The sequence below is a fragment of the Streptomyces longispororuber genome (genome assembly GCF_014656095.1).
Classification (GTDB): Bacteria; Actinomycetota; Actinomycetes; order Streptomycetales; family Streptomycetaceae; genus Streptomyces; species Streptomyces longispororuber.
This window is the reverse complement of the sequence record NZ_BNBT01000082.1, coordinates 1-13,280: the sequence shown is the minus strand read 5'-3', so window position 1 is coordinate 13,280 and position 13,280 is coordinate 1. Positions and strand designations below refer to the sequence as shown.

10 protein-coding genes are annotated in these 13,280 nt (G+C 75.5%); 4 read left to right on the top strand and 6 right to left on the bottom strand.

Annotated elements, in window-relative coordinates; translation table 11 throughout:
• Positions 1 to 3: 3 nt before the first annotated feature.
• A complete protein-coding gene (locus IE330_RS23245; RefSeq protein WP_190138033.1) occupies positions 4 to 1,137 on the bottom strand; it encodes an acyl-CoA dehydrogenase family protein in 1,134 nt (377 codons plus the stop codon).
• Between the two features lie 249 nt (positions 1,138 to 1,386).
• On the opposite strand from IE330_RS23245, the gene IE330_RS23240 reads away from it, so the two are divergent.
• Positions 1,387 to 2,937: a class I adenylate-forming enzyme family protein gene (locus IE330_RS23240; RefSeq protein ID WP_190138032.1), complete on the top strand. Its 1,551-nt coding sequence runs from the start codon at positions 1,387 to 1,389 to the stop codon at positions 2,935 to 2,937.
• A 65-nt stretch (positions 2,938 to 3,002) separates the two neighbouring features.
• Here IE330_RS23240 and IE330_RS23235 read toward each other — a convergent pair whose 3' ends face one another.
• Positions 3,003 to 3,500 (bottom strand): EF-hand domain-containing protein, encoded by a 498-nt coding sequence (locus IE330_RS23235; protein WP_190138031.1) that lies wholly within the window; start codon positions 3,498 to 3,500, stop codon positions 3,003 to 3,005.
• Between the two features lie 346 nt (positions 3,501 to 3,846).
• Positions 3,847 to 4,221 carry an STAS domain-containing protein gene (locus IE330_RS23230; protein WP_190138030.1) on the bottom strand — a complete coding sequence of 125 codons (375 nt, stop codon included), beginning with the start codon at positions 4,219 to 4,221 and terminating at the stop codon, positions 3,847 to 3,849.
• A 270-nt stretch (positions 4,222 to 4,491) separates the two neighbouring features.
• Between IE330_RS23230 and IE330_RS23225 the strand changes: the two genes are divergently transcribed.
• Positions 4,492 to 5,136: a sigma-70 family RNA polymerase sigma factor gene (locus IE330_RS23225; protein WP_229925857.1), complete on the top strand. Its 645-nt coding sequence runs from the start codon at positions 4,492 to 4,494 to the stop codon at positions 5,134 to 5,136.
• Positions 5,133 to 6,410 carry a zf-HC2 domain-containing protein gene (locus tag IE330_RS23220; protein WP_190138029.1) on the top strand — a complete coding sequence of 426 codons (1,278 nt, stop codon included), beginning with the start codon at positions 5,133 to 5,135 and terminating at the stop codon, positions 6,408 to 6,410. The genes IE330_RS23225 and IE330_RS23220 overlap by 4 nt, the downstream gene beginning before the upstream one ends.
• Positions 6,411 to 8,307: 1,897 nt before the next feature.
• Here IE330_RS23220 and purU read toward each other — a convergent pair.
• Positions 8,308 to 9,189, bottom strand: a complete 882-nt coding sequence (purU, locus tag IE330_RS23215) for a formyltetrahydrofolate deformylase (RefSeq protein ID WP_190138028.1) — start codon at positions 9,187 to 9,189, stop codon at positions 8,308 to 8,310.
• A 299-nt stretch (positions 9,190 to 9,488) separates the two neighbouring features.
• On the bottom strand, positions 9,489 to 9,989 hold the full coding sequence (locus IE330_RS23210) for an SCO4402 family protein (protein ID WP_190138027.1): 501 nt from the start codon (positions 9,987 to 9,989) through the stop codon (positions 9,489 to 9,491).
• A gap of 118 nt (positions 9,990 to 10,107) precedes the next feature.
• Between IE330_RS23210 and IE330_RS23205 the strand changes: the two genes are divergently transcribed.
• On the top strand, positions 10,108 to 11,406 hold the full coding sequence (locus IE330_RS23205) for an ABC transporter substrate-binding protein (RefSeq protein WP_190138026.1): 1,299 nt from the start codon (positions 10,108 to 10,110) through the stop codon (positions 11,404 to 11,406).
• A 70-nt stretch (positions 11,407 to 11,476) separates the two neighbouring features.
• On the opposite strand, the gene IE330_RS23200 is transcribed toward IE330_RS23205, so the two are convergent.
• On the bottom strand, positions 11,477 to 12,442 hold the full coding sequence (locus tag IE330_RS23200) for a hypothetical protein (RefSeq protein WP_190138025.1): 966 nt from the start codon (positions 12,440 to 12,442) through the stop codon (positions 11,477 to 11,479).
• Positions 12,443 to 13,280 lie beyond the last annotated feature (838 nt).

Below are 13,280 nucleotides of genomic sequence, written 5' to 3'. Positions count from 1 at the left end.
GCCTCACCGCCCCTTCGGCAGCCCGAGGAGCCGTTCGGCCACGATGGTGCGCTGGATCTGCGAGGTGCCGGCGGCGATGGTGTACGACAGCGACGACAGGCGCTCCCGCGTCCAGGTCCTGCCGAGGTCGAGGGCGTCGTCGCCGAGGACGTCGGCGGCGGCGTCGTACAGCTCCTGGCGCGCGTGGGAGTAGCGCAGCTTGAACACGGACGCGCCGGGCCCGGGGACGCCGCCGGTGTGCTGGGCCTCGCTGGCGTTCCACTGCGCGAGCCGCCACAGGGCGCCGAACTCGGCGCTCAGGCGGCCGAGTCGGCGGCGCAGCACGGGGTCGTCCCAGCGGCCGTCGGCGCGGGCCTCGCGGGCGAGGTCGCCGAGCACGCGGCGGCAGGCCACCACCTCTCCGGCGAAGGCGGTGCCCCGCTCGTAGGACAGGGTCACCAGGGTCACGCGCCAGCCGTCGTCCTCGGCGCCGACCCGGTGGTCGACGGGCACCCGCACCTCGTCGAGGAACACCTCGGCGAACTCCGTGGACCCGGCGAGCGTGCGCAGCGGCCGTACCGTGACGCCCGGCGCGGCCATCGGCAGGGCGAGCCAGGTCAGGCCCCGGTGCTTGGGGGCGTCGGGGTCGGTGCGCACGAGGAGTTCGCACCAGTCGGCGACCTCCGCGTGCGAGGTCCAGATCTTGGAGCCGCGCACCACGTAGTGGTCGCCGTCCCGCCACGCGCGCGTGCGCAGCGACGCCAGGTCGGAGCCGGCGTCCGGTTCGCTGAAGCCCTGGCACCACACCTCGTCGCCGCGCAGGATCGGCGGCAGCCAGCGCGCCCGCTGCTCCGGGGTGCCCTCGGCGGCGATGGTCGGCCCCGCGTGCAGCAGGCCGACGAAGTTGGCCCCCACGTAGGGGGCGCCCGCCTCCTCGGTCTCCTCCAGGAAGATCAGCCGCTGGGTGGGCGTCGCCTCCCAGTGCACGCCGCCGTAGCCCGCGTCGTACAGCGCCCGCTGCCAGGCGGTGTCGTACGCGCGCCGCCCCGGCCAGTCGTGCGGCGAGGGGGGTGCGGGCAGCGTCGGCAGGGCGCGGGCGAGCCACTCCCGCAGCCCGTCGCGGAAGGCCTCCTCCTCCTCGGTGTACGCGAGGTCCATCAGCCGCGCCCCGGGCCCGGGGCGCCGACGCCGCCGTTCCGCAGCAGTCCCATGCGCCACCTTCCGTCGTGCAGCGTCCGGCGCGCGTCACTCGGGCGCGCGCGTACCGTATCTGACGGTACGTCAGTTCGCAGGCTAGCCCCGCGCCCCTGGACCGGCAAGGCGCGCGGCCCTACGCTCTGCCCGCTGCCTGACGAACCGTCAGCTAGGCGCGCTCCGGCACTCGCTCGGCCGTCCGAGGAGGCACCCGTGACCGACACCGCCCACGCGCTCGCCGCCTGCGCCACCCTGTGGGACCTGCTCGACCGGCGCGCCGCGCTCACCCCCGGCGCCCCGGTCCTCATCCAGGCCGCCGACGACCCCGCCGACGACCGGACCCTGACCTTCGGCGGCCTGCGCGACCGCTGCGAACGCGTCGCGGCGGGCCTGTACGCGCGCGGCGTACGGCCCGGCACCGTCGTCGCCTGGCAACTGCCCACGCGCATCGAGACCGCCGTGCTCTCCTTCGCCCTGGCCCGGCTCGGCGCCGTCCAGTCGCCCCTGATCCCCTACCTGCGCGAGCGCGAGGTCGGCTTCGCCCTGCGCGCGTCGAAGGCGGAGTTCTTCGCCGTACCCGGGGTGTGGCGCGGCTTCGACCACACCGCGATGGCCCGGCGCCTGGGCGCGCCCACCGTCCTGACCGCGTACGACGAGCTGCCCGAGGGCGACCCCGGGACGCTGCCCCCGCCGCCCGCCGACGGCACGGCCGTGCGCTGGATCTACTGGACCTCGGGCACGACGTCCGAGCCCAAGGGCGTGCTGCACACCGACCGTTCGCTGCTCGCGGGCGGCGCCTGCCTCGCCCACGCACTCGGGCTCTCACCCCGCGACGTCGGTTCGATGGCGTTCCCCTACGCGCACATCGCCGGACCCGACTACACGGTGATGCTGCTCCTGTGCGGCTTCCCCGCGGTCCTCTTCGAGCGGTTCGCGCTGCCCGACGCGCTCGACGGCTACCGGCGGCACGGCGTGACCGTCGCGGGCGGCTCCACGGCGTTCTACACGATGTTCCTCACCGAGCAGCGCAAGGACCCCGCCCGCCCGCTGATCCCCACCCTGCGCCTCCTCGCGGGTGGCGGCGCCCCCAAGCCGCCCGAGCTGTACCACGCCGTCGTGCGCGAGCTGGGCTGCCAACTGACCCACGGGTACGGCATGACCGAGGTACCCATGATCACGATGGGGTCCCCGGACGACACCCCCGAGCACCTCGCCACCACGGAGGGGCGCCCGCCCGCCGGCATGGAGATCCGCGTCACCGACGCCGCCGGCGCGGAGCTGCCGCCCGGCGCCGACGGCGAGATACGGCTGCGCGGCGAAGCCGTCTGCCGGGGCTACCTGGACGCGGCGGCGACCCGCGAGGCCTTCGACGCGGACGGCTTCCTGCGCACCGGCGACCTCGGGCACGTCCTGGACTCCGGGCACCTGGTGCTCACCGGCCGCGCCAAGGACCTCATCATCCGCAAGGGCGAGAACATCTCCGCCAAGGAGATCGAGGACCTGCTGCACGGCCACCCCGCCGTCGCCGACGCCGCGGTCGTCGGCCTGCCCGACCCCGCCCGCGGCGAACGCGTCTGCGCCGTCGTCGAACGCGCCCCCGGCGTCCCCGACCTGACCCTGCCCCAGGCGACGGCGTACCTGCGCGGGGCGGGCCTGTCCGTGCACAAGCTCCCCGAGCAACTGGAGGTGGTGGACGCGCTGCCCCGCAACGAGACGCTGCGCAAGGTCCTCAAGTACGAGCTGCGGGAGCGGTACGCGGACTGAACGACTCCCGGACCCGCTGGAGTGGCGGGACCGGGAGACACAAGCCGCGGACGGGCGGCGTCCGCCTACTCCGGGACGGTGAAGTACGACGCGAAGGCCGACACGACCTGGTCCTCGGTCACCGGGCCCAGGGCCTGCGCGGCCAGGGAGGCGATCTCGCGCTCCACGCCCAGCGCCCGCAGCGCCCGCTCGACCTCGGCCCCCTGGGCCACCCCGTCCCCGTCGCCGTCCGCCAGGGACAGGGCCGCGTGCAGGAACGGCCGCGCGATCTCCGCGAACCCGGCGGGGTTGTCCCGCAGCCGCTTCACGGCGCCGCCCACGAACTCGTCCCGGGTGATGCGCTGGTCGCCGTCCCGGTCGGCGATCCCGGCCATGCCCTGCCAGAACGCCTCCGCCCCGACGTACAGGGCCTGGCCCTGCTCGGACCGCGCGGGCACCTCGAACTCGGCGAGCAGCGCCGCGGCCGCCGTGCTGAAGTCCTCACGGGAGATGTAGCCGTTGCCGTCCTGGTCGAAGGTGGCGAAACGGGCCGCGATCCTACGCTCGTACTCGGCACTGTCCATGGTGTTCGGGCCGCCTCACTTCTCACGCGGATGGGGGTACGCCTGACCTGGCCGCGGCCACGTCAGATGTCCGTCAGTATCTGTTCAGCGAGCGTACGACGCCGTCGCCCGCCGGGAGGCGGAAAAGCGACGCTTGTGCCAAGACCGCGGGAATTCCGCGACAAGGGAGTGTCACGGACGCGCTCCGGGCCCGGCGGGCACGCCGACGGTGGCATCCGCTCGCCCATGGTTGTACCAGTAATCCGATCTTGACAGGTATACGGGGTTCCGCTTACCCGCGCGCGCCCGCCGGAAGCGGCCCGGAAGCGGCACGGTAGGCCAGCCGCCCGCCACTCGCCGCCCGCCGCTACGCCGAAAGGGGCTCGGCCGCGTCGTCCACCGCCCGCGCCGCGTCCGGGTACACCTCGAACAGGCGGCGGACGCCGAGCGCCGCGAGGACCCGGTTCACGTGCGAGCCGTCAACCGCCCCCTGGGCGGGCAGGATCAGCCGCAGCCGGCCGCGGCAGGAGCGCATCAGGCGGCGCGTGGCTATCAGCACGCCCACGCCGCTGGAGTCGCAGAAGAGCACCTCGGACAGGTCGAGCACCACACTGCGGCGGCCCTCCGCCACCGCCTCGTGCACGCGCTGGCGCAGCACCGGTGAGGTCAGCAGGTCCATCTCGCCGGACACCCGCAGCACGGCCCAGCCCCGCTGTTCGCCGACGGCCACCTTCAGCGCCACGCGCCACGCCTCTCGTCCACCGGGCTCCCCGCCTCTCTCGTCGCCGCCGCCTCAGCCACGTTCCATGAAACACCAGACCCTCCCGCGTCCGGAAAGGGGGCGTTGCGGACGACCGGGCCAATATCATCCGCCGCCCCGCCGGGCCCCCGCATCGCGGCAAAGAGCCGGAAAGCGAGGGGAAAGCGGTGCGTTGTCAGTGCGGCCGACTACATTCGAACCAACGGTGAAGACGAGCACGGGACGAGCACGGCGAGCGCACGAGGGGGACGCATGCCGAAGGACGCACCGCGTCGGTGGGACCGCCGCATGCAGCAGCGACTGGCGCACGGGGAGGCCGCGGCGCTCGGCGAGCTGTACGACCGCTTCGCCTCGCTCGTGCACAGTCTGGCGCACCGCGTCCTGGGCGACGTCGCCGCGGCCGACCGCATCACCCGGGACGTGTTCACCCACATCTGGGAGAACCCCGAGGCGTACGACCCCAAGCAGGGACCGCTGCGCTCCTGGATCGCCACGCTCGCCCACCAGCAGGCCGTCCAGCGGCTGCGCCGCACCGAGTCCGCCGCCCTCGCCCGCGGCGGCGCAGGCACCCCCGAGGAGCTGGAGCGCAAGGTCCGCCGCGCCTCCGCCGCCGCCCGCGCGGACTACATCGTCACGGCCATGCCCGCCCCGCTGCGCGCCGCCCTGGAGCTGGCCTACTTCCAGCGGCGCGACTACCGCCAGACCGCCGCCGACCTCGGCGTCACCGAGGACGAGGCCCGCCGCAGGCTCCGCCTCGGCCTCCAGCTCCTGTCCACGGCGTACGACACCCGGGACGCCCACGGCACGCCCGACACCAGCAGCCCCGCCGACCCCACCGGCCCCTCGGGTCCTTCCGGCCCCTCGTACGGCGCCCACGGCTACGGGAGAACACTGTGAACAGGCCGGGCCTGCCCGATCCGTACGACCCGTACGACCGCGGGGGCGAGGGCGTCGGCGGCGGCACGGGCCGCCCGCGCATACCGGCGCCGCGCGTGCCCGCGGAGGACACCGGCGCGCCGCTGCCCGCCACCGCGCCCGAGCCGCTCGTGCTCGACCACCCGGTGCTGAAGTCCCTGCTCGGCGCCTGGGCGCTGGCCGCCTGCTCCCCGGCGGAGGCGGCGGCCGTCGAGGAGCACCTCGGCGACTGCGGGCCGTGCGCCGAGGAGGCCCTGCGGCTGCGGGACGCGGTCGGGCTGCTGCACCCCGAGGAGAGCCTCGACCTCGACCCCGGGCTGCGCACCCGCGTCCTGGCGAGCTGCCTCGGCCGGCGCCCGCCGCGCGTCCCGCTGCCCGACTGGGCCGCTCCGTACGACGCGGAGACCGCCCGGCTCGACGCGCTCCTGAAGGACATCGGGGACGTCGAGTGGCACGCGCCGGTGCGGCTGCGGTGGTTCGACGACGACCGCCCCGTCAGCCGCAAGACCACCGTCGCCGGGGTCATCGCCCACCTCCTCGCCGTCGACGGCCTGGTCGCCACCGCGCTCGGCCTGGAGGACCCGCTGGGCGCGGACGCCGCGCCGGGCCTCGGCCCGGCCGCGCGCACGGAGGCGTACTGGCGGGCGGCGCAGGCCCCGCCCACGCGGGCGGTGCGGGAGCCCTGGCGGGACCAGACGCACGAGCTGATCCGGACGGTGTCGTTCGCGGGCGGCGGCTCCGGCCGCCTCCCGGTGCCGTACGGCGTACCGCCCGATACGACCACCGCGCCCGGGGACGCGGCCCCCGGCCCGGCGCTGCCGCTGCGCGACTCGATGCTGGAGCGGGCCTTCGAGTGCTGGATCCACGCGGAGGACATCGCGCAGGCCGTCGACTACCCGTACGAGCCGCCCGCGCCCCGCCATCTGCACCGCATGATCGACCTGGCGGCGCGGCTGCTGCCCGCGACACTGGCCGAGCGGCGCCGGGCGGGACGGGCCCCGGCGGGCCCGCCGGGGCGCAGCCTGCGCCTGGAGGTCGAGGGGGCCGGGGGCGGCGAGTGGCTCATCCCCCTGGACGCGCCCGGCACGAGCGGCTCCCCCGACGGCGAGGTGGCGCACGTCGCGCTGGACGGAGTGGAGTTCTGCCGCCTGGCCGCGGGCCACGTCTCCCCCGAGGAGGCCGCCGCGGGCCAGGTGGGCGACCGCGAGGCGATCCGCGACGTCCTCTTCGCAGCAGCGTCCCTGAGCCGCCTGTAACGGACCCGCCCCCGCCAGGGGCGGCGGCCCTCCACCACCGCGCAAGGGCCGGGCACCACCCGCCCGGGGGCCGGGTCCACCCCACCCGGGGGGGGCGGCCCCCCACCCGCCGCCCCGGGGTCGGGCCCGCTCACCCGAGGGCTGGACCCACCCGAGGGGGCGGTCCCACCCGACGGCTGGACCCACCTGCCCGAAGGGGCGGAGCCAGCCACCTGCCGCCACGCGCAGGGCTCACGGCCAGAGCCCGGCGCCACGGGCGGGTGGACGGGGAAGCCCTGCCGACGCAACGGCAACACGGGCAGGGCGCACCCAACACCCGAAGGACGGTCCCACCCGCCCGCCCCCACCCGCAGGACGCGACACCAGAGCCCGGCGCCACGGGCAGGCGGAGGCACAGCCGTGACAGCGGCGACACGGGACGGCTCGACCCACACCCGAAGGGGCAGACCCACCCACCCGCCCCCACCCACAGAACTCGACACCAGAGCCCAGTGCCACAGGCGGGCGGAAGACCCAGCCGCGACAGCGGCGACACGGGCGCGGCTCGACCACACCGAGGAACGGCCCCCCCCACCCACAGGGCTCACCACCAGAGCCACACGTCACGGGCGGACCGCACGGAAAGCCCCGCCGCAGCAACGGCAACACAGGCAGGGCTCGCCCCACGCTGAAGGGCAGCCCCACCTGCAAGGCTCATCACCAGAACCCGGTGCCACGGGCGGACGGGACGCCCCACCACGACAACGGCAACACGGGACGGCTGGACCCACACCCGAAGGACGGACCCACTCGCCCACCCGCCCCCACCAACAGGGCGCACCGCCGCAGCGCGGCACCACGGGTGGCCAGGCGGGGAAACCCCGCTGCGCCACGCACCAGAGCCCAGCGGCCGCAGCCAATGTGCGGGCGGGAGAGACGCCGCCGCGACAGCAACGGCAAAGGGCACCACCCGCCGCGCCCCGCCGCCAGGCCCCGCAATCGCAGCCAGGTGTCACAGGTGAGCGGGCGGGAAACCCCGCCGTAACCGCGGCGGCACGCCGGGGCACCGCCCGCAGCGCCACGCGCCAGACCCAACAGACGGAGCCAGGCGTCACGGGTGAGCGGGTCGGAAAGCCCGCCGCGACAGCAGCGGCACAAGCGACATCACCCGCAACGCCCCGCGCACAAGCCCCGGCAGCGCAGCCAGGCGTCACGGGTGAGCGGGCCGGAAACCCCGCCACGACAGCAGCGGCACAAGGGCACCACCCGACGCGCCCCGCACCCCAGGTCCCGCAAGCGCAGCCAGGTGTAACGGGTGGGCGGGTGGGAAACCCCGCCGCGACAGCGGCGGCACATGCGGCACACCCGCAGCCCCACGCGCCACAGCCCCGCAGACGCAGCCAGGCACCGCAGGCGAGCGGACCAGAGACGCCGCCACGACAGCACGACACAAGGGCGCCACCCGACGCGCCCCGCACCCCAGGCCCCGCAGGCGAAGCCAGGTGTAACGGGTGGGCGGGTGGGAAACTCCGCCGCGGCAGCGGCGGCACATGCGGCACGCCCGCAGCGCCACCGCGCCAGAGCCCCGCAAGCGCAGCCGGGTGGCACGGGTGGGCGGGTGGGAAACGCCGCCGCGGCAGCGGGGGCACCACCCTTAACGCGCCCCGCACCCCCGGCCCCAGCAAGCGCAGCCGGGTGGCACGGGTGGGCGGGTGGGAAACGCCGTCGCGGCAGCGGGGGCGCCGCCCGCAGCGCGCCCCGCGCCCCGGGCCCCAGCAGACGCAGCCGGGCAGCACGGGTGGGCGGGCGGGAAAGCCCCCACGGCAGCAGGGCACCGCCCACAACGCACCCCCGGCCCCAGCAGACGCAGCCAAGCGGGAAAGCCCCCGCGGCAGCGGGGCGCGGCCTGTGCCTGGGGTCAGGCGAAGACGACCGTACGGTGCCCGTTGAGCAGGATGCGACGCTCCGCATGCCACTTCACGGCCCGCGCCAGCGCCTGGCACTCGACGTCCCGCCCCACCGCCACCAACTGCTCGGGCGTCACCTCGTGCCCCACCCGCTCGACCTCCTGCTCGATGATGGGGCCCTCGTCCAGGTCGGCGGTGACGTAGTGCGCGGTGGCACCGATCAGCTTCACGCCGCGCGCGTGCGCCTGGTGGTACGGCCGCGCGCCCTTGAAGCTCGGCAGGAAGGAGTGGTGGATGTTGATGATCCGCCCGCTGAGTTCCTTGCACAGGTCGTCCGAGAGGACCTGCATGTAGCGGGCGAGCACGACGAGCTCGACGTCCTGCTCCCGCACCAGCTCCAGCAGGCGCGCCTCCGCCTCGGCCTTGGTGTCCTTGGTGACCGGGATGTGGTGGAAGGGGATCCCGTACGAGGCGGAGAGCTCGGCGAAGTCCGTGTGGTTGGAGACGACGGCCGCGATCTCCACCGGCAGGGCGCCGATCCGGGAGCGGAACAGCAGGTCGTTCAGGCAGTGGCCGAACTTGGACACCATCAGGACGATCCGCATGCGGTCCTCCGCCCCGTGGATCTGCCAGTCCATGTGGAAGGAGTCCCCGACGGCGGCGAAGCTCGCGCGCAGCTTGTCCAGGGTCACCGGCGGCTCCGCGGAGAAGTGGACCCGCATGAAGAACAGACCGGTGTCGTGGTCGCCGAACTGCTGACTGTCCTCGATGTTGCAGCCGGTCATGAAGAGGTAGCTCGACACGGCGTGCACGATGCCCTGTTTGTCCGGGCAGGAGAGGGTGAGGACGTACTGTTCGGCGGAGGCTGCGGGGGCGGCGGACTGCTCGTTCATGCGGCCAAGGTTCCCATAGCGGACGCGGCCGGGGGCAATCGTCCCGCAGGACGGACCCCGGCCCCCGGACCTTCAAGCCCCGGACCTCCAAGCCCCGGACCTCCGAGCCCCGGACCCGGACCTCCGAATCCCCGGCCCCCGGCGCCTGCACCTCTGCCCTACGGCCCCCCGGCCCGCCGCACGGGCGTCAACCGGCCCGCCTCAACCGGCCCGCGTCAGCCAGACCGCCTCAGCCGACCCGCGTCAGCCGACCCGCCTCACCCAGCCCACGGCACCCGACCCGCACCGGCCAACCCGCCTCACCCGGCCCGCGTCAGTATCCGCAGCACCTCGAGCGACTTCGGCGGCGTGTCCGGGTCCTCCCCGTCGCCCGCCGCCAGGCGCACGTGCGCGTCCCGCGCCGCCCGCACCGCCTCCGGCCACCCCGGGTGCGCCAGGTACGCGGACACGGCGGCGTCCGGGCCGACCTCGTGCATGATGCGCAGGACCCGGAGCACGGCGGCGTCGACCAGGGCCGCCTCCTGCGGGTCGCGGAAGATCGTCCCGACGTACTTCTCCGCGGACCAGTTGTCCAGCCACGTGTCCTCGACAAGGCGGTACACGGCGTCCGTCACGTCCCCGTACTCCTCGCGCCCGGCGAGCCAGCACTCCCGCTGGAACTCCGGGTCCGAGAGCATGTGCAGCGCCGAGCGCACGTTGCTGCGCCAGCGCCACCACGGCATGTCGTTCGTTGGCATGGCGCCTATGGTCCTTGACCGACGGCCGCGACGGGAAGAGTTCTCCGAACCTTGCACGGTCATCGATCGTACGTTCCCACATCCTCCCCTCTTCCTGGGCCCTGCCCGTTCACGCGTTCGTCACCATCCGTTGAGAGAGCGTCACTCCACGGTTGGTCCCCTACCGCCATCGTGCGTGTTCATGCCCGCCTTGCGACGCGTCTTCCTCCCCCGCCCCGCCGAGACCGCGACCCGAGCGCGCAGAGCGGCGTGTGCCGCGGCGGCGGTGGCGGCGGCCGCGGCGCTGACGGCCGGCTGCGGGGTCGTCCCCGGCACCACGGGGGGTTCCGGGGACGACCCCGTCACCGTCATGACGTGGGCACCCGACGGCACCCGGGCCACCAACAAGCCCGGCATGCCCGCGATGGCCCAGGCCTTCGCCCGCTGGGTCAACGCCAACGGCGGCCTCGACGGGCACGAGCTGCGGGTCATCACCTGCAACGACCGCAACGACCCGGTGGAGGCGGCCGGCTGCGCCCGCGAGGCCGTCAAGCGGAAGGTGGCCGCCGTCGTCGGCTCGTACAGCCAGCACGGCCGGGCCTTCATGTCGCCGCTCGAAGTCGCGGGCATCCCGTACATCGGCGGCTACGGCCTCACCGACGAGGAGTTCGCCAGCCCGCTGTCCTACCCGGTCAACGGCGGCCAGCCCGCGCTGATCGCGGGCAACGGACGGCAGCTCGCCGGGGTCTGCGACCGGGTCTCGCTGGTCCGGCCCGACACCGTCGCCGGCGACGACCTCTCCAAGCTCCTCGACTCCGGCCTCGCCCAGGGCCACCGCAGGGCGTCCGCCGACATCCGGGCGCCCGAGGACGCCTCGGACTACACGGAGGAGGCCGAGCAGGCGCTGGACCGCGCGGCGGGCGGCGACCGGAAGGGCTGCGTGGCGGCGGCGCTCGGCGAGCGCACCGGCACGTTCTTCGACTCCTTCCGGCGCACCGGGGACGCGCACCCGGCCGTGCGCACCGCCTCCGTGCTCGGCAGCGTCGACCAGTCGCTGATCAACCGCTCGGGCGGCGCCGAGGGGCCGTACGAGGGCGCGTACGTCACCGGCTGGTACCCGGCGGCGAGCGACCAGCGGTGGGGGCCGATGCGGGACGTCATCCGCAAGCACGCCTTCGGCGACAACCGGGTGGACCCCGCCGACGCGGGCGTGCAGACCACGTGGATCGCGTACACCGTCCTGCGGCAGGCCGTGGAGTCGCTCGACGGCGGCGAGGTGACCCCCCGCGCCCTGCGCAAGGCCCTCAACCAGGGGCTCCGCGTGGACACCGGCGGGCTCACGCCGACGCTGAGCTGGCGCTTCGAGGACATGCTCGCGGCGGGCGAGTACCCGCGCCTGGTGAACGCGGCCGTCACCTTCCAGGTGGTGCGCAACGGCCGCCTCGTCGTGGCCCGCGAGTCGTTCGTGGACGTGGAGAAGACCCTGGAGTCCGCGCGCTGAGGCGCTCCCGGCGGCCGTGGGCGCTCGCGCCCGGCGGCCGTGGGCGCTCCGGAGCTGCGTCAGAGCTGCGTCAGAGCTGCGTCGGCACGCGCTTGGTCAGGCCGTGCTTGTCCGCGATCGCGTTCCACAGCGCCGCCGCCTGCTGCTTGGCCCGCGTCGCCTCGCCGCTCGCCCGGTTGCCCGCCGCCTGCTGCGGCGTGGGGCGGGCGTGGCCCTTGCGGCAGCCCTTCTTGCCCGCGACCTGCCCGGCCCACGCCGCGTAGTGGTTGTCGGCCGACGCGGACGCCCGCCAGGCGCGGTTCAGGGCGGTGGTCAGCCGGCCGTGCGCGGGCAGCTCGCCGACCTCAAGATCGGCGAGCCGGCCGACGAGGCCGTTGCGCTGCCGCGCGGCGGCCCGCAGGTCGCTCGCGGCCTGCCTCAGGTTCTGGCACCTGCCCACGTCGCGGACCGCGTCGATCACCGACTGGCGGCTGTCGTTGCTGTCCGCGAGGAGCTTGTCGAGGGCGACCGCCTGCTTCTTGGCCGGGTCGGCGGACGGCGACGGCTTGGCCTTGTCGTCCTTGCCGTCCCCGTCGCCGTCGTCCTCGTCCTGCGAGGAGCTCACGGCCGTCGGCTGCTTGTCCTCCGCCTTCGCGTCCCCGCCGCCCCCGGCGAGCATCGCCCCCGCGCCGACGCCGACCACGGCGATGGCGACCCCGACGGCGACGAGCAGCGGCGTCTTGGACCGCGTACGGCCCCGGCGGCGCGGCTCGGGCTCCGGCGCGGGCTCGGGCGGCAGCGCCTCGACCCGGGGCATCTGCTGGGTGGAGGAGGCGCCCTCCGGCTCCCGCCGGAAGAGGCTGTCGAACTCGGCGGGCGGCTGCCGCTCGCCGTGGCCCGCGGCGGGCGGGGCGCCGTCGGTGACGGGGGCGATGTACTGGGTGGGCGCGTTGTCCCCGGGGAAGGCGCCCTCCTCCGGTACGACGTCCGCGGCGCGGCCCAGGAACTGCGTGGCGTCCGCCCGCCCCAGGAACTGCGTGGCGTCCCCCGCGGGCATCTCGGGCGGCAGCGCGCCCGGCCCGACCGGGGGTATGTACTGGGTGGCCTGCGCGTCGGGGCCGTCCTGGGGCGCGGTGTGCCCACCCGGTGCCGCGTGGCTACCGGGGCTCAGGTGGCTGCCGTGGCTTCCGGGGCTCAGGTGGCTGCCGTGGCTTTCGGGGCCTGTGTGGCTTTCGGGGCCTGTGTGACTTGCGTGATGAGCGGGGCCCGCGTGGCTTCCGTGACTTGTGGGTCCGGCGTGGCTGACGGGCCCGGCGTGGCGCCCGTGGCCGCCGTGCCCCTGCGGGCCACCGCCCTGCTGCCCCTGCGCCCCGGACGGGCCCTGTGGCCCCTGCGGAGCCTGCGCCCCCGCCTCCATGGGCCGCAGCACCTGCGTGTGCTCGGCGGCCGACACCGGCGGCACCGGCCCCGCGCCCGACTGCGGCCGCCCGGAATGGGCAGGATGAGCGGGCTGGGCGGAATGGGCAGGATGAGCGGGCTGGGCGGGCGGCACCTGCTCGCCGTACCCCCCGGCGGCACCCGGCGCGCCCTGGCCCGTCGGCGGCAGCGGCTGTCCCTGTCCGGGCAGCGGATACGCCTCGCCGTACCCCGCCGAGGGCATCGGTTGGCCCTGGCCGTGCGCCTGCCCCCGCATCGGCCCCTGCGGATAGCCGTACCCGCCCCCGGACGCCTGCGGCCCCGGCCCGGCGGGCGGCAGCGGCTGCGCCCCGTACCCCTGCTCCGACGGCAGGGCGCCCGGCCCGCCCCCGGCCGTCGGCGGCGCACTCGGCGGCGTGCTCGGTGGCAGCGGCGTGCCCTCCGGCGGCAGCGGCATGCGCGGCGCGGCGGGGTCCTGC